The sequence below is a fragment of the Candidatus Brocadiaceae bacterium genome (assembly GCA_012728835.1).
Lineage (GTDB): Bacteria > Planctomycetota > Brocadiia > SM23-32 > SM23-32 > JAAYEJ01.
Window position 1 is genome coordinate 1 of record JAAYEJ010000080.1, and the last position, 20,674, is coordinate 20,674.

Sequence of the window (20,674 nt, forward strand, 5' to 3'; positions counted from 1 at the left end):
CGGCGTGAACCGTCCGTGCAAGTGGAGGGCCGCGCTCCGTCGCGGCCGGGGATGGCAGGCAGCCGGTGATTGCAGGAGCGGGCACGACGGAGCGTGCCCCTCCAACGGCGTGAACCGTTCGTGCAAGTGGAGGGCCGCGCTCCGTCGCGGCCGGGGATGGCGAGCGGCCGGTGATTGCAGGAGCGGGCACGACGGAGCGTGCCCCTCCAACGGCGTGAACCGTGCGTGCAAGTGGAGGGCCGCGCTCCGTCGCGGCCGGGGATGGCGAGCGGCCGGTGATTGCAGGAGCGGGCACGACGGAGCGTGCCCCTCCAACGGCGTGAACCGGGCGTGCAAGTGGAGGGCCGCGCTCCGTCGCGGCCGGGGATGGCGAGCGGCCGGTCATTGCGAGAGCGGGCACGACGGAGCGTGCCCCTCCAGCGGGGTCCCGGGCGTCGTGCGCACGCGCCCCCCCCGTCTTGTTGCCGGCGGTACCCGGCGGCTGCTATACTCCTGCGAACGTGTACGCCATGAAGAAACCGTCCGCCGCCCGATTGTGCTATCTTCTTCTGCTGGCCTGCTTTCCGGCCAGCATGCTGCCGGTGATCTGGCTGTCGCCGGCCATGCACGACTGGATGGCCGCGCACGCACGTCGGCTGTACGACGCCCTGTGGCACATCTACCCCTTCCTGCCGTCCTGGCCGCAGTACTTCGCCTTGCAGACGCTGGCGGCGGCCCTGCTGATCTGCGCCGCCGTCCGCCGGCCGAGGCCGCACGAGGCGTCGGAGGCCGCCCGCCCGCGGCCGCCCCTGCTGTTCCCCGCGCTGGTGGCCGGCTACGCGGCATGGGCCGGCCTGTCCTGCTTCTGGTCGGCATGGCCCTACGGCACCCGCGCCTACTTCATCCGGGAACTGCCCTTCTACGTTCTCTGCATCGCCGCTTACTTCCTGTGCGGCCGGCCGGGTCGGTGGCGGACGGTTGCGCGGGTCTTCGTCGTATGCGCCGTGGCCGAGGCCGCGCTGCAGACGGTCATCATCGTCGCCTCCTATCTGGGCGGCGGGGTCGAGCCGCCGGCGGGCCGTGCCCTGACGCTCCGCTACGTCTTCCTCAAGCGCGCCATCTTCTACAGCAACTGCAACTTCGGCTCCGCGCTCCTCCTGACGGCGGGCCTGACGGCCATCGGGCTGGCCGCCGGACGCGTGTCGGCCGAACGCCCCCGTGCCCGACAGGCCGCTCTGCTCGCGGCCGGCACGGCGGCCGTCCTGGCGGTTCTGGGGTTCGTCTTCCTGACGGCCGGGTCGCTGGCCGGCCTGATCGCGGCGGCCGTCGGCGGGGCCGCCTACCTGGCCTGCTTCCTGCCCCGGCGCGCGCAGCAGCGGCTGGCCGCACTCGTCGTCGTCCTCGGCCTCGGGGCCGCCGTCGCCCTGCTGGCATCGGACCGCCTGTGGACGGGCACCGCCCGGGCGCTGCTCTCTCCGCACCGCACGACGCATCTGCGGGTCATCGACTGGATGGCGGCCGGGCGGATGTTCGCCCGCAGGCCGGTCCACGGCTGGGGCATGGGCACGTTCCCCGCCGTCCATGCGCGCTTCTTCCCGCCGCTGGCCCGCGAGCTGCCCTTTTTGAAGGACATCCAGACGACGCACCCGCACAACGAGTTCGCGCGGATCGCGGCCGAACAGGGCGCGGTGGGACTCGGCCTCTACCTGGCGATCCTGGCCTGCGCGCTGACGGTCGCCTTCCGCGCCCTGCGGACGCGTCCCCTGCGCGAGCGCCTCCCGGGATACGCGCTCTGGGCCGGCTCGCTCACGTTCATCGTGCAGAGCGCCTTCGGCAAGGCGCCCATGAACTGGAGCTTCGCCGCGAACCAGTGGCTCCTGCTCGGCGTGCTGGCCTCGGCCCGCCACTGGCGGACGGAACCGGCCCCGGCGCCCGCGGCCGGGCAGGCGCCGCGCACCGTGGCGGGATGGATCGCCCTGCTGGCGGTGGCCGCCGGCGTGGGCTGGTTCTGGTGGGAGTGGGCGCTCGGCGGCTACGCGGCGATGGTCTCCTACCACCAGGCCCACATCGCGCACAGGCGCCTGCACGAGAAGGACGGACAGGAGAAGCGCTTCGCCGAGTTCGTGGCCGCGGTGGACGCCAGCCGGCCGCGCTTCCTGTGGCCCGACCAGATCATCAACGCCGACTACACGGCCGGGTGGTTCCTGACCAGTCAGGAGCGGTGGGCGGAGGCCCGCGACAGGCTTCAGGAGGTCCAGCGCACCGTGCCCGAGTTCCAGAAGACCCGCCTGCTGCTGGCCGAATGCCACCTGAACCTGGGCCGGGCGGACGCCGCACGGGCGGAACTGGCCGAGTACATCGCCCGTGCCCCGCACGACATGGCGGGCTACGACCTGCTGGCCCGCGTCGACCCGGCGGAGGCAACGCGCGCGCTCGAAGCGCACGTCCTGCCCCGGCTCTCGCTCCGGCGCCACTGGATCATCCGGGACATCCCCGAGACCGACGAAGTGCACCGCCTGCTGAACCTGTACGTCCAGATGGGGCACGCGGCCGCCGCCCGCGAGCTGATGAACCGCGTCCAGCGCTTCCAGCGGGAGGACCTGGGACGGGGCACGTACGAGGCGGCCGACGAGGTCCGGGCGCTGGAAGCCCGCTACGACACGGCGGACCGCCCCGCGCTGGCCGCCCGCCTGCGGCGGATGTTCCCCGAAATCTGGCCCGACGACGCGCCCGCCGGCACGGACCGCTGAACGGCCCCGACGCGGACTCCCGGACGCTCAGAGGATGCCCTCGCCGAACCCGCCCCGCTTCCTGTCCGCGCGGGACCGCGGTCGCGACGGACTCCCGGCGCTGGGGCTCTCTGCGGGGGCCTCTTCGGGCTCCTCGTCCGGCTCGGGCTCGGGCTCGGGCTCGCGAACGGCCGATTCGTCGTCCGGTTCGAGATCCCCGGCGCACGGCGCCGGTTCGTCCGACACGGCGGCCGAGGGCGGATCGTCCTCGAAGACGTCCAGGACCGGGCGGGCCGCTTCCTCCTCGGGCTCCTCCCAGGGGCTCTCGTCGGTCTCCTCCGGCGACTCGTCCACCTCGTCGGAGAGAGGCTCCTCGTCGAGGGTCTCGTCCCGCGCCCCCGCCACGACGTCCCGGTAGGCGGCCAGAACGGTCTCCTGGAGCGTCTCCCGACACGGGGTGTTGATGGGGTGGGCGACGTCGACGTGCGACTTCTCGGTAGCCTTGTCGGCCCTGTCCTGGCCGAGGCGCTTGCCGCATTCCCCGCAGAACGCGGCCCGCAGCTCGTTCTTGCCGCCGCACCCCGGGCAGTTGTCCGTAAGCTTCCGGCTGGGCATGGCCACGAACAGGCCCTTGCGCCCTTCGATCACTCGCAGGTCATGGACGACGAAATCCCCGTCGATGGTGATGCTGCAAAAGGCCCGCAGCCGGTCGGACCGATTGCGCATCAGCTTCACGCGCACCTCAGTGATATTCAACGATGTCCCCTTCCGCAGGTCAGCGACAGAATGGAGCCGTTCCAGGCAGGCATGCTGCGCACCGCATGGCAGGGCGTGCCCAGTGCGGTGGTGAGCCGGTTTGCCGTATGCACGGCCTCGCTCTCCCCCCCGGCGACGACCAGAAAGGCGGAACCGCTGCCCGTCAACATCGCGCCTCGGCGGCGGTCGCCCTCGCCGGCCTCGCTCAGTCTCTCCCACAGTTGCCGTAGTTCCGTCTGCAGCGCCAACGCCGTTTCCTGCAGGTCATTGCGCAGCGAAGCCGCCAGCAGAACGGCGTTCCCTGTTCGCAGGGCCTCCAGTACATTCTTACGCGCCTGCGCGCAGTCTGTCAAGCCGTGCCGCCAGCACGCGTAGACCCGGCCCGTGGCGCTGTGGCAGGCGGGCGTCACCAGAACGTAGTGCATCGGCGCCGGGCACTCCAGCGGCGTCACCCGTTCGCCACGGCCCTCGCAGAGCGCGGTGCCTCCCCGGACGAAGAACGGGATGTCCGAGCCCAGCTCCCCCGCCAGGCCCTCCAGGGCGTCGACGGAGAGCCCCAGCCCCCACAGATGCGACAGGGCCAACAGCGTGACCGCGCAGTCCGAACTGCCTCCCCCCAGCCCGCCCCCGATGGGGATGCGCTTGCGGAGCCGGATCTCGGCCCCCCGCCGCACGCCACAGCGGGCCTGCAGGGCCCGGGCCGCCCGCACGACCAGGTTCTCGTCCGCCTCGCCCAGGCCGGGGTGGTCGCAGGAGAGCACAACGTCGGCGTCCGCCCGGGGTGCGAACTCGACCTCGTCGCACAGGCTCACGGCCTGCATCACGGTGCGTATCTCGTGATAGCCGTCCGGGCGGCGCCCGAGCACCTCCAGGTACACGTTCACTTTGGCCGGCGCGTGCACACGCAGCGTGCGCCCGCCCGGGAGGCGCTCACTCATCCGCCGCCTCCTGCGACACTTCCAGGAACGTGAGCTGGCTGTGGCCGTAGACGCGGCGGTCCCACTCCGCGAAGCGCTCGCTCGGCCACCCGGCGGGTTCCATCGGCCGATGGTGGAGCGCGAGCACCGCCGTCGGGCGGATCCAACCGCCCACCAGCGCCTCCAGCACGCCGAAGAGCCGCCGGCGGCCCGCTTCCTCGTCCACCAGCGCATACGGCGGATCGACAAGCACGATGTCCGCCGGCACCCCCTCGATCCGATACGGCAGAGGGCTCAACGCCAGCGCATCCGCGCGCACGATCTCGCAGCGGTCCGTCATGCGGCACCGTTCGGCATTGCGGCCGATCAGCCTGACCAGCGCGCCGTCCTGCTCGACGAACACGCAACTCCGCGCCCCCCGGCTGAGCGCCTCCAGGCCAAGCGCGCCGCTGCCGCTGAAGAGGTCCAGTACCCGGGCGTCTTCGAGCAGGTGGCGCAGAATCGCGAAAAGGGGCTCCTTGACGCGGTCCAGCATCGGCCGAAGCGCCGGGTCGGGAAGGGACTGCAGCCTTGTGGCACGCGCCGTGCCGGCGATGATCCTCACTGGCCGACCTCCTCGATCTCGCGGGGCCCGACGGCGATGATGCAGACGCCCGCCCGATCGCCGCGGGCGGCAACCTCGGCCGCGTCCAGGAGGATGGTCCGCCCGGCCTCGATGGCGAGCACGGCCACGCCGGACCGTTCGAGCACGTCCACCGTGTCCGGCCCGATCGAGGGGATGTCGAAGCGGTCGTCGTGGCCTTCCTTGGCCACCTTGACGGCGACCGCTCCCTTGCGGGCCAGCGTCCCGCCGCGTTCGAGCGTCGCGTCGGTGCCGTCGATGCCCTCCACGGCGATCACCGCGCATTCCTTCACGACGATGCACTGGCCGATCTGCATGGCGGCGATCTGCTTGACCAGGGGCCAGCCGTAGCGGATGTCGGCCCACTGGGCGCGCGTGGGGGCGCGGCGCGTGACGGGGCCGGGGCTGGACAGCAGGTCGGGGCAGCACTCCGGCACACTGCGCACGCGAATGCCTTCCCGCTCGAACTCATCCACCAGGGCGCCCAGGATCGTGTGGTCGCCCTTGCTGGCCAGCCGGCTGTACCACATCTTCACGCTGCGCCAGTCCGGCAGCAGGGCGGCCTTGCACCCGAACATCCGCCCCTTGCGGATCGAGCCGCACAGGAGCATCTCGCGGGCACCGCACCTGCGCAGGATCGCAATCCAGCGCCCCAGCTTGGCCAGCCCGGTCCAGTAGGTCTCGTCGGCGGCCGCCTCCAGCGCTGCGTCCGCCTCCCCCTCGATGCCGATGGCCACGACGCGCACGCCCCTGGCGCGCAACGACTCGGCCACGCGCAGCGGCAGCAGCCCGCCCCCGCACAGGATGCCCATGCACCGGCTCGACCCGCTGTCCTGCGCCTCGCCCATCGCTCAGGTCCTCAACTGGCCGCGGCCCGTGACGCGCCACTTGTAGGTGGTCAGTTCCTCCAGCGCCATCGGACCGCGTGCGTGGAGCTTGTCGGTGCTGATGCCGATCTCGGCGCCCAGGCCCATCTGCTCGCCGTCGTTGAAGCGCGTGGTGGTGTTGACGAACACGGCCGCCGAGTCCACTTCGTCGACGAACCGGCGCGCGCTGTCCAGATCGCGCGTCACGATCGCATCGCTGTGGTGGGAGCCGTAGCGGTTGATGTGCTCGATCGCCTCCCGGACGTTCCGCACGATGCGCACCGAGAGGACCAGGTCCAGGTACTCGGCCGTCCAGTCCTCCACCGTGGCCCGCTTCATGCCCGGGAACCTGCCGCAGCACTCCTCGCACCCGCGCAGTTCCACCCCTTCGCGTTCGAAGACGGGCCGCATCTTCGTCCAGAACGCCTCGGCGATGTCCTGGTGGACCAGGAGCGTCTCCATGGCATTGCAGACGCCCGGGCGCTGGCACTTGGCGTTGTGGCAGATCGAGACGGCCATGTCCAGGTCCGCGCCGGCGTCCACGTAGGTGTGGCAGACCCCCTCGTAGTGCTTGATGACGGGGATGGTCGAGTTCTCGACCACCATGCGGATCAGCCCCTTGCCGCCGCGGGGGATGACCAGGTCCACGCAGGCATCGGCGTGCAGGAGTTCGGCCACGACCGCGCGGTCGGGCGTCTGGACCATCTGGGCGGCCGCCGGGTCGATGCCCGATTCCTCGCAGGCGCGGGCGATCAGGTTGTGGATGGCCACGTTCGAATGGATGGCCTCCTTTCCCCCGCGCAGGATGACGGCGTTTCCGCTCTTCAGGCAGAGCGCCGCGGCGTCGGCCGTCACGTTGGGGCGCGATTCGTAGATCATGCAGATCACGCCGATCGGCACGCGCACCTTGTCCACGGTCAGCCCGTTGGGCAGCGTCCATCCGTCGATGATCCGCCCGACCGGGTCGCGCAGGGCGGCCACCTTTCGGACGGCGGCGGCCATGGCCTCGATGCGCGAGTCGGACAGATCCAGCCGGTCGAGCATGGCCGCCGAGAGGCCGGCGTCGCGGCCGGCCTGCAGGTCCTTCGCGTTGGCGGCCTTCAGTCCCCCGCGCTCCTCGAGCAGGAGGCACGCCAGGCGCTCGAGCACGGCGTCCTTCTCGGCCGTCGTCGCCCGGGCCACCGAGGCCGAGGCCGCCCGGGCCGCCTGAGTCAGTCCATTCACGTAGGCCGCGATATCCATCGGTCTCGTACCTCACATCCTCGGGGGCCGGCCGCGGCCCCGGCGCCTCACGCACGCCGGCGCCGGAGCGCAGCCGCGATATTCGCCGCGGCGAACGTGAACCCGGCCAGGACGAACGCCGCCCCCGGCAGAGCCAGGGGCAGGTGTTGCCACGTCAGAACGGTCCGCCAGGCCGGCCTCGGGCGCTCGGGGGCGCGGACGGGCGTGGGCCCGGCCGGCAGGTCGTCGAACTCCATCACCTGTTCGCCCGGCGCCACGAAGCCCAGGTCCACCCGGGCCACCGCCTCGATGGCCTCGGGCGAATTCATCAGGGCGTCCCGTTCGGCCTGGGCCAGGCGCACTTCGTGCTCCAGTTGCAGCAGCCTCTCCTCCAGCCGGGCCTGCCGCGCCAGCATGCCGTCCAGCACGCGCCCGCCCCGGGCAAGGACCGCGCCGAAGAATGCCGCCACGACGGTCGTCACCAGCACCGGCAGCCAGAACGTCCTGGCCGAGAAGACACCCATCCGTCCCTCCCGATCGGGCACACGCTCGCCCGCACATGATACACTGCAACCGAAGCCGGCGCGAAGGACTGGCCGATGCGGGCCCCCGGGGCCGGCGATTTGACAGCCCGCCCGCCATGTGGAATACTGCCTGACATCCTCCAAGCAGCCTCTCGCACGATCGGCGGACCCATGCGCATCCCCCTGGCCCGATACGGCACCGGCACCCTGCTGACGGGCACCGCGCTGCTGGCCGCCGCGGCCGCCGCGGGGCTCTGGCTCTTCCCGCCGCTCGCCGTCGTCGCCGCGATCCTGTGGCTCTGGATGCTCTGGTTCTTCCGCGATCCGGAACGGAACGCCCGCTGTGGCCCGGAGGACCTGCTCAGCCCGGCCGACGGGACCGTGCGCGACGTCGAGGAGGTGGACGCGCCGGGCTTCCTCGACGGGAGGGCGGTCCGGATCGGCGTCTTCATGTCCGTCTTCAACGTGCATGTGAACCGCTCGCCGGCCGACGCGGGCGTCGGCTGGATCAGCTACCACCCGGGCGCATTCCACGACGCGCGCGACCGCCGGGCCTGCCGGAACGAACACAACCTGATCGGGCTCCAGCTCGCCGGCGGACGCCGCATCCTCGTCAACCAGATTGCGGGCAGGATCGCCCGGCGCATCGTCTGCGAGCCCCAGGTGGGCGCGCAACTGGCGCGCGGGCAGCGCCTGGGCATGATCAAGTTCGGCAGCCGCGTGGAACTCTACCTCCCGCTGGCGGACGCCTACCGGGTCGCCGTGCGTCCGGGCGACCGCGTGAAGGCCGGGCTCACCGTCCTGGCCTCCCGCCCCACCGAGCCGCTCGACGACCCCGCAGCCCCGTCCACCGAAACCACATGACCGGCCGCCACCGACCTCCGGCGATACGCGCAGCCCTGCTGGCGCTGGCCGTTGTGTCCATCGCCCCGGCCGCCGCCGACCCCATCCTGGACGCCGCGTTCCGAACCGCGCAATCCCTGTCGGACCCCTACGCCCGGTGCCGGTCCATCCTCACCGCCGCCCGGGGCTTTGCCGACGCCGGCTTGACGGACCGGGCACTGGAGGCCGTGGCAGCCGCCGAGCGCGCCTCCGCCGAGACGCCGCTGGCCCGCCAGGCGCTGCTCGAGACGGCCGAAACCTGCGCCCGCTCCGGACTGCACGCCCGCGCGGCCGAGATCGCCGCCGCCATGGCCTACCTGCCGGACGCCGTGCACGTGCACTGCCTCAGCGCCCGCGAACTGCTGGAATCCGCGGACACCGCAGGCGCCCTCCGCGCGCTCGACGCCGCCCGCCTCAGGGCCGCCGAGATGACCGCCCCGGGCGACGCCGCCAGAGCACTTGTCCGCATCGCAGACGTCTACAGCCTGGCCGGACGGCCCGCAGACTGGGAGGCGGCCATCCGCGCGGCCGCCGAGGCGGCCCGTGCGGCCGACAGCCCCCTGGCCCGGGCCGTGCTGCTGGAATGGGCCGCCGACGCCTGCCTGGCCGCCTCGCGGCCCGATGCCGCCCTGACGATCGCCCGGACCGTCGAGGACGCGCAGTCCCGCGCCCCGCTCCTGGTCAGGATCGCGGCCGGCACCGACGACCCGGCCGAGGCCGACCGCATCCTCACCGAGGCCCTGGCCGCCGCCGGCACGCTCGCCGATCCGCACAACCGCGCGATGGCGGCCCTGACCGTTGCCGACGCGGCCGCGCGGCCCCAGGTGGCCGACGCCGCGCGTGCGGAGGCGCTCCGCGCGCTCCCGGCCATCGCGGATGAACTGCGCGCCGCCAGCGTCCGCGACCGGCTGGCCCCGCTGCTGGCGGCCGCCGGGCGGCCGGACGAGGCGATCGCACTGCTCACGCAGACGCCGGACCCCCGCCGGCGCAACGAGCAGATGCTCCGGCTCGCCCTCGCCCACAGCGAGGCCGGACGCTATGCCGAGGCCGTCCGTTGCGCCGGCGAACTGGACGCCGAGACGCTCCGAACGGCCGGCCCCGCGGGCCCGGACGGCCTTGCGCTCGCCTTCGCTCGCGCCTGGGGGGAGCCGCCGAATCCGGCCCGGATCGACGGCCTCCGGCCCGATGCGCTCCGCGATGCGGTGCTCTCGCAGTATGCGCGGGATCTCTCCGGAAGAGGCGAGTGCGACGCGGCCCTGGACCTGACGCAGGCGATCGGCGACGCGATCCGACGCGACGCCGCCCTGCTGGCGGTCGGCCGCGCCGCGCTGACCTCCGCGACCTCGGGCACCGCCCTTGCACCCGCCCGGCGTGCCCTGGAGCGGATCGCCGGCCTGCCCGAGCGCCTGATGCTCTCCACGGCGCTCGCCGGCCGAATGGTCGCGCTGGGACGGACCGAGGAGGCGCGCGGCACGCTGGCGGCCGTCGCCGCCCGCAGCGCCGAACTCCCGCCCGCCGTTCGCTCCGAGGTGCTCGGGGAGGCGGCGCTGACGTTCGACCGGCTCGGCGACCGGCGGGCGGCGCACGACGCCGCCGTCGGCGCCGTCGCCGCCGCCCTCGACGTCTCCTGCGCCAGTTGCCGCGACGACGTCATCGGCGATCTGTTCGGCCAGATGTCCGGCCCGGACTACGCGGACCTGGCGCTGGCGGCCGCCGGGCAGGTCCGGTCGCCGGGCGTGCGGGCGGCGAACCTCCTGCGCATGATCCAACTCGGCGGCGGCCTGGGCGAGGACCAGGCCGAGCGCCTGCTGCGCAGCGCCCTCCCGGCCGCCATCGGCGCGGAGTCGCCGACGAACCGCGTGGACTATCTCGTTCGAATCGCCGAGCATTATCGGCGCGCCGGCCTGGAGGTCACGCCGGCCGAACGGCAGGCCCTGCGCCGGGCGGCTCCCGCCCCGGCCGCCGGGCCGACGACGGCGCGACTGCACCCCCATCCGGAATCCGCCCCCGGCGCCGTGCGTCTGGTCTACTTCGACCGCCCGGGCTGCCCGGAGTGTCTGCGCGTGAAGGCGCTCTTCGAGGACCTGCGGCGCCTGCACCCGGACGTGGCGATCGAGGCGTTCGACCTGGGCCTGTCGGAGTCTGCGGCGGTGCTGAACGCGGCCATCTGCGAGGGCCTGGGAGTGCCCCGCGAACAGCGCTTCGTGGCCCCGTCGGTGTTCTCCTCGCGGGGGGGCCTGGTCGGGTCGGAGATCACGCTCTCGGCCCTGTCCGAGCTGGCCCACGACGGGCGGGGCCTGCCGTCGCCGATCGAGGCCTTCGGGCAGCCGGACGACGGCCGCGCCGTGATCGAGGAGACCTACGGCGACCTCGGCGTCGTCCTGATCGTCTCGGCCGCGCTGGCGGACGGTTTCAACCCCTGTGCGTTCACGGTCATTATCTTCTTCCTGTCCTACCTGGCCCACGTGGGCCGCGGACGCCGCCAGATCGTGCAGGTCGGCGCCGTCTACACGGCGGCCGTGTTCGTGACCTACCTGGGCATCGGGGTGGCCCTGTTGGGTGCGGCGCAGGCTGCGGACGCGTGGTCCGGGCCGATTCACGCCGTCATGGCGGCGCTGGCACTCACCGCCGCGGCGCTGAGCCTTCGGGACGGCGTGCGCTGCCTGCGGGGGCACGCGACGGATCTGACGCTGTCGCTTCCGGAGGGCATCCGCAGCCGGATCCGCCTGACGATCTCCCGCCGGACGCGCATGGGTCTGACGCTGGCGGCGACGGCGACGCTGGGGGCGGTCGTGGCGCTGCTGGAGTTCCCGTGCACGGGCTGGGTCTACCTGCCGATCGTCATCGCGCTGCGGCACATGCCGCAGGCCCGGTGGGGAGCCTTCGGATGGCTGGTGCTCTACAACGTGATCTTCATCCTGCCGCTGGTCGTCGTCTTCACGGCCGTCGTGTTCGGGCTCACGTCCGAGCGGCTCACCGCGCTCTTCCGCCGGCACCTGGCGCTGACGAAGTTCGGCCTGGCGGCCGTCTTCGCCGGCCTGGCCGCCTACCTGGTCACGCAGGCGATGGGCTGAATGCGCTCAGAGCACCTCCTCTTCCGAGCGCCGCACCAGAAGGCCGTCCTGGAACTCGAAGGAGTACCGCGTGATCCGCTTCCTCTGCGACCGCCAGCCGAGCAGGAAGATCACGCCCAGCTCGGAACGCACCGTCCGCTCGTAGACGTACGTGAGCACCTCGCGCCCGTCGTCGAAACGTACCCGCTGATCGGGCGCCCCGAACGCACGCACCACGTCGTCCACACTGGTCGTGCCCTCCTGGAGCACCACCAGCCGCTCGGTGGCCACGGCCCCGCCCCGCTCGGCCACGGTGCGCTCGCGGACGACCAGGCACCCCGTCGTCGCCAGCAGAACCACGCACGCCGCACACACCAGCCTCGCCGTTCCTCGCATCACAATCCCTCCATGCGGGCGATCACGCGGACTCGTCCGTTCCGGGCCCTGTGGAGACCGCCACCTCCTCTTGCTCCCACCGGCGCACCAGCAGCCCGTTCCGGAACTCGAAGTAGTAGTGCGTCTCCCGCCTCGTCTCAGACGTCCAGCCGATCACGAACATGAACCGCTTCTTCACGCGCACGGTCCGCCCGTAGACGTAGGTGAGCACCTCGCGTCCGTCGTCGAACCTCTCGCGCCGGTCCGGACTGCCGAACGCCCCCACAACCTCCTCGACGGTGGTCACGCCCTCCTGAAGGGCGGCGGTCCGGTCGGCCGCCAGGACGGTGCCCTGCACGTTCGATACCGACCACTGGCGCCCGTAGTGGCACCCGGCGGCCGCCACGAGGACGACGCACGCCAGCCCTGCAAGACCCCATGCTCTCTTCATCCCCGAGCCTCCGCAAATGGTCCGTTCCGTCTCTGCACCGATCTCACTCTATCACGCCTCCGGCGCCCGTCAAGCCCCCAAATCCGCCCCTCGGACGCCGCCAGCATAGCGGACATCGCGCCGGATTCAAGCAAGCTCGATCAACGGTACCGCGTCAGGGAAACGAGCAGCACCAGGAACAGCGGGCCGCCGATCATGGCCGTCAGCACGCCGACGGGCAGTTCGGACGGCGCGAACGCGGAGCGGGCGACCGTGTCGGCGGCAGCCAGGAAGAGGCCGCCTCCGAAGAACGACAGAGACAGCAACGTGCGGTGGTCCGGCCCGAACAGGCCGCGCACCAGGTGCGGCACGATGAGTCCCACGAATCCGATGGGGCCCGCCACGGACACGACGGCCGCCGTCAGCACCGAGCCGACCAGGAAGGCCCGCGCCTGGAGGGCCGCCACGTCCACCCCGCGCCCCGCCGCCACCTCCTCCCCCATGCTGAGCTGATTGAGCGGTCCGGCCAGGTCCATCAGGAAGGCCACGCCCGGCACCAGCAGGGGCAGGATCGCCGCCACGCTGCCGAACCCGTGCACGCTGAGCCCGCCCATGAGCCAGCGGTCGGCCACGACCAGCTTCTGCGGCTCGGCGGCGAAGCGCACGAACATCGTCAGCGCCGAGCAGATCATCCCCAGCGTGACGCCGGCCAGGAGCAGCTTCAGCGGCGCGAACGCCTCGCGCCGGCGCGCCAGGACATAGATGATGCCCACGATGGCCATCGCCCCGAGCAGGGCGAAGAACTGCACGGGCGTCAGCGGCCCGATGGACGGCCCGCGCACGCCGAGCGCGATGGCCGTCACCGCGCCCAGCCCCCCGCCGGCCGACACGCCCAGCGTGTGCGGAGTGGCCAGCGGGTTGCGCAGAAGCGCCTGGAACACGGCGCCCGCCACTGCCAGGGCGCCGCCCGCCAGCAGCGCCAGCAGCACGCGCGGCACACGCAGCATCAGGACGACGCTGCGCGCCTCCTCCGAGACGGCCCGGCCGCGCAGAACGGCCACCACCTCGGACGGCGGGATGGCCATCTGGCCCCAGAAGAGGCACGCCAGGCCCCCGGCAAGCCAGACGACGGCCGCCGCGACGCACAACGTCCAGAACCGGCGGGCGGTCAGGTAGCCGTCAGGTCGCCTCATGCGCCGCCCTCCCGGGGACGATGGCCATGGGGCCGGACGTGATCGGGTTGTCCACGATCCGCACGTCGGCGCCGTACGCATCCGAGAGCAGGCGCGCGTCCATCACCTCGGCCGGGCGGCCGGCCCGCGCCACCCGCCCCTGCTTGAGCAGCACCAGACGGTCGCAGAACTGGCTCGCCGCGTTCAGGTCGTGCGTGACCGTTACGACGGCGATGCCGGAACGCGAGAGCCGCCAGAGCAGGTCGAACACGTCCGAGCGGTGGTGGATGTCCAGCGCGGCCGTCGGCTCGTCCAGCAGCATGGCGGCCGGCTCCTGCGCCAGCACGCTGGCGATGAGCACGCGCTGCTTCTCGCCGCCCGAGAGCGTGGCGAACACCCGGGCTGCCAGCGACTCCGTGTCGGTCTGCACGAGCGCCCGCTCGACGACGTCCACGTCGTGCTCGCCAGGGAAGCCGAACGCCCCCAGGTGCGGGTAGCGGCCCATCGCCACCACCTCCCGCACGCGGAAGTGGAAGGACGTCTCGGGGCTCTGCGGCAAGAAGGCGAGCCGGCGCGCAAGCTGCCGGCGGCCGAGCGTGCCGATCGGGCGGCCCTCCAGAAGCACCTCCCCGCCGTGCGGCACCAGGATGCCGCTCAGCAGCCGCAGGAGGGTGCTCTTGCCCGACCCGTTCGGGCCCACGATGCCCACGACCTCGCCGGCCGAAACGGCCAGCGAGACGCCGTCGAGCCGGAACCCGTTGCCCCGGTAGCGGAAGCGGCAGTCACGGGCCTCCAGGATGGACGCGTTCACGGGCCGGCCCCCCCGTGCAGGAACTCGACCAGACGCTCGGCCAGCTCGACCACCCGCGGCCCGGGGATCATGGCGTAGGTCGCCTCAATGGCGTAGACGCGCCCGTCGCGCACCGCGGGCAGCGACGGCAGGCCCGCCCACAGGGCGCGCGCCTCGCGCAGAAGGGCCTCCGCGTCGCCGCCCTCCCCGTGCAGTTCCACGACCACCGCCGGCCCGCGGGCCAGCAGCATCTCCTTGCTGACCGGGCCGTAGCTCTGCGGCAGATCGGCCACGACGTTCACGCCGCCGGCCAACCCGATCAGATCGTCCAGGAACCCGCCCGGCCCGACGGCCTGCAGTCCGTTGAGGGCGCCCGGCTCGCGCGCAGTGACCAGCAGCACGGAGACCGGCGGGCGGCCGGCCACACGCGCGCGCACGGCGTCCAGACGCGCCTGGATGTCCGCGCACAGCCGCTCGGCGCCCGCCCGCGAGTCCAGCACCTCGCCCAGCCGCCGGGCCTCGGTCAGGATCGACTCCAGCCCCACGATGTCCAGCGACAGCAGCGCGATGCCGTTGTGCCCGGCGAACCGCTGCAGGTCCTCCGCCCTCCCCTGGGTGACGATCAGATCGGGGCGCAGCGACAGGATCGCCTCGTAGTTGGGGTCGAAGAACCCGCCGCACAGAGGCCGGCTCAACGCCTCCGGCGGGTGCATGGTGTGCGCGCTGACGCCGACCACGCGGTCCCCCGCACCGATGGCGAAGGCCAGTTCGACGACGGCGGGCGACATGCAGACGATGCGCCGGTCGCCGCCGTCCGACGCGTCCCGCGAGGGCGCAAGCCTCTGCAGCCGCACGGCCAGCATCCACGCGCCCGCCAGCAGGACGAGGGCCGCCGCCGTTCGCAACACCTGGTTTCTCATGGTGTCCTCCCTCCCCCCCCCACCGCGCGGCGGGACACGCGGCCGGGGTGGCCGCGCCGCCGGATCGCTACAGCTGCAGGCCGCTGATGCGCAGCCGTCCGCCTTCGCTCTTCAGGAAAAACGTCCGCGTCAGGGGGTCGCCCTCGGGGCGCGGCCAGGACACGCGCACGCGCAGGTAACCGCCGTGCCAGCCGGCCTCCTCGAATCGGATCGACTCGGCCTCCTGGAGACGTTCGGCCGTCTCGGCCACCATCTCCTGCACCCCGGACGCAGCCCCGGCGACCATGTGGGCGGCCACGGTCGTCGGGTCCCCGGCGATCGCCCGGATCACTTCCATCGCCTCCCGGGCGTCCGCCGACTCCCCGGAGACATGCCGCAGCCCGCGCCCCCCCCCGCCGAGCACGGCCCAGAAGACGGCGACGACGGCCAGACCCGCAAGAACGCCCACGACCATGTGCTTGCGTCGACGGTCCATCGGTCACTTCTCCGGATGGAAGTAGATGTCCTCGGAATCGCACAGCACGCCCAGGTTGTTCCCGTTGACCGGCCAGGTGTCCTCATCCGGAGGCATCGAGGTCACGTGCCCGTCGGCCCAGAGCACGTTGCAGCGCCCTCCGTGCCGGAAGTGGACGTAGAGCGATTCCCAGCCCGGCCAGGCGAGGCACTGCGAGGTGGGGTCCAGGAACCAGTTCTCCTCCAGCGGCCCCATCCAGTCGCGGGCCGAGTCGGCGAACAGGATCGTCGTGCTGAACTTGTAGATGGCGGACTCGTGCTTGCCCTGCCAGCTATAGGCATAGTCGGGGTCCCACCAGTCGCCCTTCTCCTTCAGCTCGGTCAGGTAGTAGTAGTTGTACCCGTAGCCCGTGCAGGGGCCTTCGGCGCGGGGCATGAAACTGCCGTGGCTGGTGGACGGGCACTGCCAGATGTCCGGGTCCTCGCCGACGTAGAACGACAGATAGCCGGCCGTGAAGTCGACCTGCTCCGAGGCGCCCGTGAACTTCCCGAAGAACTGGCGGCCATCGGAATCCGCGCAGCCGGGCAGGTAGCCGGCGTGGTTGACGGCGTATAGCTGCACGGCGGCGCCGATCTGGCGAAGGCGGCTGCGACAGCTCACCGCGCGGGCCTGGTTCATCGCCCGGCCGGCGGCCGGCATGAGCATGCCGGCCAGGATCGTGATGATGCTGATGACGACCAGAAGCTCCATCAACGTGAACGCTTGCCGGCGCATCGTGCGCCTCCCCTCTCGGGACTCGGAACACCCCGGGGCAGGCGGACGGCGGGGGGGGCGGGGGCACACGGGCCCACGCCGATCCCCGGCAGGCGGTCGCACGCAGTCGCCGGGCGGCCGGAAAGACGCGCCCGACGCTGCGAACGCCGGGCTGCCGCATCGGCCGACAGGTACACGAACACCCTTCGGCCGTGCCGCGCATCTCAGACCCGGAGATTCACAGCACATCTGGCCGGCGAGTCGGTCTTCTGGCTTCCGGTTCTGCGCTACTTGCCCGGCCTTCCCATCCCCTGCCGGGGACAGTGGCGCTGAGGGGGCGTTCGCTCCCGGTCACAGCGGCGGGTCCGCAACGGATTCGCACCGTTTTCCCGGGCCCCACGGGGGGCCACTCGCCGACGCACCAAGGTATAGCACACGGCCCCCCCGGCCGTCAAAGGAACGCGCAACGGGATTTGCGCCCGCCCCGCCCCTTTTCGTATCTTGATGGCCGTTCCGCAGTTGCCCGCCTTCGAAGGGAGCGACGGTTGGCCGCGGCCGAGCCACACGATCCGCCCGCAATCAGCATCGTTGTGCCGATGTTCAACGAGGCCGACAACGCCGCCGCCTGTTACGCGGACATCTCCGCGGCCATGGCCGAGGCGGGGCTCGCCTGCGAGTTGATCTTCGTCGACGACGGCAGCACGGACGGCACGGTGGCCGCCCTGCTGGAGGCGGCGGGGGACGACGCCCGGACCGTGGTGGTGGAGCTGCGCCGGAACTTCGGCCAGGCCGCCGCCATGGCGGCCGGCTTCGAGACCGCGCGCGGCGAGGTGGTGGTTGCCCTGGACGGGGACCTGCAGAACGACCCGCGGGACATCCCCCTTCTGCTCGAGCACCTGTCCGGCTTCGACGTTGTGAGCGGCTGGCGCCGAGGGCGGCGGGACCGCCTGGCCCGCCGGATTCCCAGTTGGATCGCCAACCGCCTGATCAGCGCGATCACCGGCGTGAAGCTGCACGACTACGGGTGCTCGCTGAAGGCCTACCGGCGCGAGGTGCTCCAGGACATCCGGCTCTACGGCGAGATGCACCGGTTCATCCCGGCGCTGATCCACTGGGTGGGGGGGCGCGTCACGGAGGTGGAGGTCCGCCACAGGCCGCGCACGGCGGGCCGCAGCAAGTACGGCCTGGGCCGGACCTTCCGCGTGCTGCTGGACCTGGTGACGGTCAAGTTCATGCTCAAGTACTTCACCAATCCCCTGTACTTCTTCGGCACGGTGGGCCTGTGGACGCTGCTCTGCGGCATCGGCATCCTGGGCATCGTGGTCGCCAAGAAGCTCGCCCGTGGATTCGACATGACCGGGAACCCGCTGCTGTACCTCAGCGTCATGCTCGGGGCAATGGGTGTCCAGTTCGTCATGATGGGCTTGATCATGGAGGTGCTGACGCGGACCTACTACGAATCCCAGCGCCGCACCCCTCACCGCATCCGCACCGTGCACAGGGAGGGCGCCGAAGATGGCGACGCCGGCAAGCCGGGCGCGTGATTCCTGCGGCGTGCCGACCGCGGGCACCGCTCAGACGCGCGTGTCTTCCATCCTCCGATCGAGCTATGCGAGACCCATCGGCGGAGATGCCCGGTCGCCGGCGGCTCGGAGCCTGTCCATGAATTGACGCGGGAACGGGCAGCCTCAGTGCCGACAGGTTCCCTCTTGAAGATGCGAGATGACTGGCCTGTCACGGGCGAGTTCCTGGACAGGCTCCTGGCCGCCAGTGGGGACGAAGACAATGGGGCGACGACTGCTCCTGGCCGGAGCCTACCACGGACAGAACAAGGGCGACGAACTCGTCTTCGCCGCGCTCAGGGGGGAGCTTGCGGAGATCTGCCCGGATGCAAGGCTGGACGTGATGTCCACGGATCCCGCCTACTTCGCCGAGCGGTACGGCGTGGACGCCTTCCAGGCCCGCCGTCCCCTGGCGCTGTGGAAGAAGCTGCGCCTTGCAGATGCCGTGATATTGGGCGGCGGCGGGATCCTCTTCGACGCGGGCTCCCTGGATACACTGCGGGTGGTCGGGCAATCGCAGCTGCTCGTCTGGACCATGCTGACGAGACTGGCCGCGATGCTGGGCAAGCCCGTCCTCTGGTATGAGCTAGGGGTGGGGCCGCTCAGGTCGTCTCTCGCCGCCGGCCTCGTGAGGACGGCAGCCCGCAGGACGGCAGGCATCGTGCTGCGCGACAGCGAGTCGGCACAGGTCCTCGGGTCCCTTGGCGTGCGTGACTTCCTTCTCGGGGCCGACCCCGTGTGGAGCGTCCCGCTGCCGAGGGGGTCGCTGCCCCCTGACATGCCCACGGAGTACGACCTGGTCGTCGTGCGGCACTGGAAGGGCCTGGAAGACGGGCAGGTGCTCGTGCGTCTGCTCCGAGCTGTAGCGCGCCGTGGACTGCCGGTGGTCGTTACAGTCACCAATCCCCTCCGGGACCGGGCCTTCGCTTCCCGGCTGTGCGAGTGTGCGGGCCCGGCCGTCCTCTGTCGGCCCCTCGACTCCGGTAGCAGCCCGTCGGCGCTGGTCGAGATGGTCCGTCGCGCACGGACGGTCTACAGCATGCGCATGCACGCATTGATCGTCGCCGCCCGGCAGGGAGTGCTCTGCGTGGGGCTCCAGTACCGCACGCCCAAGGTGTGGGCCTGCATGGCGGACATCGGCTGCGGGGAGCAGTGCATCGATCTGGAAGACCCCGCCAGTGCCAGGGCCCTGGAAGAGCAGGTGGCGGCCGTGGAGGCGCGCGGCGCGGACGAATCCGCGCTGGAGCTTCTGCGCCTTCGCGGCCAGACGGGCCGTGATGAGCTGGCTCGCTTCGTCCGGCTGGTCGCCGGCGTCAGCGGCGCCGGGACACCCGCATGAAGATGTCTTCGTAACGCCGGGCAATGGCGCCCGGGTCATACCGGGCGACATCGACTCGATTGCGCTCCCCCATTCGTACCGCCAGATCGGGATCGCCGCAGACGGAGGCGGCCGCGCTCGCGATGGCCTCCGGGGAGTTCGTCGGCAGCATGACGGCATTGCGGCCGTCCACGAGCAAGTCCGTCTGTCCGCCAGTGCTGCTGGCTACTATCGGCAGACCGACAGCCATCGCCTCCTGCAGGCAGATGCCGAAGCCCTCATGGTCCGACGACAGCACGAATACGTCCGATGCCTTGAGCAAAGCGTACTTTTTTGTCTCGTTCACGTAGCCGGCGAAGATGGTCCTGTCCCGCACGCCGAGCGAATCCGCCAGTGACTTCAGTCCTTCGAGTTCCGGGCCCGAGCCCACGATGATGGCGCAGTATGCGGCCGGCAGTGCTGGGACCGCTCGCAGGATCGCGTCGAGGCGCTTCCGGGGCACAAGACGCCCGACCGACACCATGTAGGTCCTATCGCTGTGCAGGCCCAACTGCTGCCTGAGGACCTCCCTGCCGGGCAGGCCGGCCACCAGCTGGGGCGGGGAATACGGCAGCGGGACTATGCCCAGGCGTCCGGCCGCCCGCCATTCGTAGTACCTGCACGCCCGGTCGGCGGTGTCGGACGACTGGGCGACGACCCTGTCGGCCGCGTCCAGTATGCGGCCCACGGCCCAGCGCAGCGGACCGACCCGGTGCGGAGAGAGCCGCTTGCTGGGATCGTATATGTCGCCTCCGTGGATGGAAAGCACATTGGGCAGGCGGAGCAGCTTAGATGCCATCAGCCCCAGAGGGCCCGTCGGGATGGCAAAATGGGTATTGATCACGTCGTAGCGCCTTCGGCGTCCGAGATCGACCACCTCGGCAAGCCCCGTCGCGAGGTAGCCGGCCATCGAGGGAAAGGAGGCGACACGGGGCGATGCCCTTCTCACAGTGCGCACGCGAAAGACGTCCACGCCGTCCATGCATTCTCTGCGGGGCAGGTCGCCGTAGGCCGAGGTGACACAGTCCACCGAGTGCCTCGTCGCCCATTGGCGTGCCAGGGCGTGTGCCGACACACCGCCGCCTCCGCCGATGGGCGGATACTCGTAGTTCAGGACAAGTATGCGCATTGTCAGGAACCCACCAGCGGCCTCGGCTCGCATCCGAGTGGATTGGCGCAGAGCGAGGGCGTTATGATAGCATGTCGCCCGGAAGGTTCGCGACCGGCAGACAGCTCTGATCGGACCTGGTCTGAGAATCGCACGGCTTGGCGCAATACGCATGCGCCCACGGCACAGGGCAGATGGGCAACG

The 20,674-nt window shown here is 71.6% G+C and carries 19 protein-coding genes and 1 riboswitch; of the genes, 5 read left to right on the forward strand and 14 right to left on the reverse strand.

The window, feature by feature from the left end; translation table 11 throughout:
• Nucleotides 1–509 precede the first annotated feature (509 nt).
• Nucleotides 510–2,729 carry an O-antigen ligase family protein gene (locus GXY85_12690; protein ID NLW51678.1) on the forward strand — a complete coding sequence of 740 codons (2,220 nt, stop codon included), beginning with the start codon at nt 510–512 and terminating at the stop codon, nt 2,727–2,729.
• Nucleotides 2,730–2,756: 27 nt separating this feature from the next.
• Here GXY85_12690 and GXY85_12695 read toward each other — a convergent pair whose 3' ends face one another.
• From GXY85_12695 to GXY85_12720, 6 genes are read right to left on the reverse strand one after another with little or no spacing between them, the layout of a single operon-like run.
• Nucleotides 2,757–3,464 (reverse strand): stage V sporulation protein G, encoded by a 708-nt coding sequence (locus GXY85_12695; GenBank protein NLW51679.1) that lies wholly within the window; start codon nt 3,462–3,464, stop codon nt 2,757–2,759.
• Nucleotides 3,461–4,402, reverse strand: a complete 942-nt coding sequence (gene ispE, locus GXY85_12700) for a 4-(cytidine 5'-diphospho)-2-C-methyl-D-erythritol kinase (protein ID NLW51680.1) — start codon at nt 4,400–4,402, stop codon at nt 3,461–3,463. Before ispE ends, GXY85_12695 begins: the two co-directional genes overlap by 4 nt.
• A complete protein-coding gene (gene rsmD / locus GXY85_12705; GenBank protein ID NLW51681.1) occupies nt 4,395–4,985 on the reverse strand; it encodes a 16S rRNA (guanine(966)-N(2))-methyltransferase RsmD in 591 nt (196 codons plus the stop codon). Before rsmD ends, ispE begins: the two co-directional genes overlap by 8 nt.
• Entirely contained in the window at nt 4,982–5,851 is an 870-nt protein-coding gene (locus GXY85_12710) for an LpxI family protein (GenBank protein ID NLW51682.1), read from the reverse strand. The genes rsmD and GXY85_12710 overlap by 4 nt, the downstream gene beginning before the upstream one ends.
• A gap of 3 nt (nt 5,852–5,854) precedes the next feature.
• Nucleotides 5,855–7,111: a glutamate-5-semialdehyde dehydrogenase gene (locus GXY85_12715; protein NLW51683.1), complete on the reverse strand. Its 1,257-nt coding sequence runs from the start codon at nt 7,109–7,111 to the stop codon at nt 5,855–5,857.
• Between the two features lie 47 nt (nt 7,112–7,158).
• Nucleotides 7,159–7,614 carry a septum formation initiator family protein gene (locus tag GXY85_12720; GenBank protein ID NLW51684.1) on the reverse strand — a complete coding sequence of 152 codons (456 nt, stop codon included), beginning with the start codon at nt 7,612–7,614 and terminating at the stop codon, nt 7,159–7,161.
• Between the two features lie 171 nt (nt 7,615–7,785).
• Between GXY85_12720 and GXY85_12725 the strand changes: the two genes are divergently transcribed.
• Both GXY85_12725 and GXY85_12730 read left to right on the forward strand, forming a co-directional pair.
• A complete protein-coding gene (locus GXY85_12725; GenBank protein NLW51685.1) occupies nt 7,786–8,478 on the forward strand; it encodes a phosphatidylserine decarboxylase family protein in 693 nt (230 codons plus the stop codon).
• Nucleotides 8,475–11,570: a hypothetical protein gene (locus GXY85_12730; protein NLW51686.1), complete on the forward strand. Its 3,096-nt coding sequence runs from the start codon at nt 8,475–8,477 to the stop codon at nt 11,568–11,570. The genes GXY85_12725 and GXY85_12730 overlap by 4 nt, the downstream gene beginning before the upstream one ends.
• A gap of 6 nt (nt 11,571–11,576) precedes the next feature.
• On the opposite strand, the gene GXY85_12735 is transcribed toward GXY85_12730, so the two are convergent.
• From GXY85_12735 to GXY85_12765, 7 genes are all read right to left on the reverse strand, one after another.
• Complete coding sequence (locus tag GXY85_12735) at nt 11,577–11,945, reverse strand: hypothetical protein (protein ID NLW51687.1); 369 nt, start codon at nt 11,943–11,945, stop codon at nt 11,577–11,579.
• 22 nt (nt 11,946–11,967) lie between these two features.
• Nucleotides 11,968–12,375 carry a hypothetical protein gene (locus GXY85_12740; GenBank protein NLW51688.1) on the reverse strand — a complete coding sequence of 136 codons (408 nt, stop codon included), beginning with the start codon at nt 12,373–12,375 and terminating at the stop codon, nt 11,968–11,970.
• 140 nt (nt 12,376–12,515) lie between these two features.
• Nucleotides 12,516–13,547, reverse strand: coding sequence for an iron ABC transporter permease (locus GXY85_12745; protein ID NLW51689.1), 1,032 nt, complete (start codon nt 13,545–13,547; stop codon nt 12,516–12,518).
• On the reverse strand, nt 13,534–14,337 hold the full coding sequence (locus tag GXY85_12750; GenBank protein ID NLW51690.1) for an ABC transporter ATP-binding protein: 804 nt from the start codon (nt 14,335–14,337) through the stop codon (nt 13,534–13,536). The genes GXY85_12745 and GXY85_12750 overlap by 14 nt, the downstream gene beginning before the upstream one ends.
• Nucleotides 14,334–15,236, reverse strand: a complete 903-nt coding sequence (locus GXY85_12755; protein NLW51691.1) for an ABC transporter substrate-binding protein — start codon at nt 15,234–15,236, stop codon at nt 14,334–14,336. Before GXY85_12755 ends, GXY85_12750 begins: the two co-directional genes overlap by 4 nt.
• A 67-nt stretch (nt 15,237–15,303) precedes the next feature.
• The gene (locus GXY85_12760; GenBank protein NLW51692.1) at nt 15,304–15,711 is read right to left on the reverse strand and encodes a hypothetical protein; all 408 of its coding nucleotides are present in this window, start codon (nt 15,709–15,711) and stop codon (nt 15,304–15,306) included.
• Between the two features lie 3 nt (nt 15,712–15,714).
• Nucleotides 15,715–16,464 (reverse strand): prepilin-type N-terminal cleavage/methylation domain-containing protein, encoded by a 750-nt coding sequence (locus tag GXY85_12765; GenBank protein NLW51693.1) that lies wholly within the window; start codon nt 16,462–16,464, stop codon nt 15,715–15,717.
• Nucleotides 16,465–16,684: 220 nt separating this feature from the next.
• A riboswitch (cobalamin riboswitch) is annotated at nt 16,685–16,872 on the reverse strand.
• A 167-nt stretch (nt 16,873–17,039) separates the two neighbouring features.
• Between GXY85_12765 and GXY85_12770 the strand changes: the two genes are divergently transcribed.
• Together GXY85_12770 and GXY85_12775 are read left to right on the forward strand one after the other, a co-directional pair.
• Complete coding sequence (locus GXY85_12770; protein NLW51694.1) at nt 17,040–17,987, forward strand: glycosyltransferase family 2 protein; 948 nt, start codon at nt 17,040–17,042, stop codon at nt 17,985–17,987.
• A gap of 241 nt (nt 17,988–18,228) precedes the next feature.
• On the forward strand, nt 18,229–19,344 hold the full coding sequence (locus GXY85_12775) for a hypothetical protein (protein ID NLW51695.1): 1,116 nt from the start codon (nt 18,229–18,231) through the stop codon (nt 19,342–19,344).
• On the opposite strand, the gene GXY85_12780 is transcribed toward GXY85_12775, so the two are convergent.
• Complete coding sequence (locus GXY85_12780) at nt 19,319–20,491, reverse strand: glycosyltransferase family 4 protein (protein ID NLW51696.1); 1,173 nt, start codon at nt 20,489–20,491, stop codon at nt 19,319–19,321. The two genes, GXY85_12775 and GXY85_12780, sit on opposite strands and share 26 nt — an antisense overlap.
• Nucleotides 20,492–20,674: the final 183 nt, after the last annotated feature.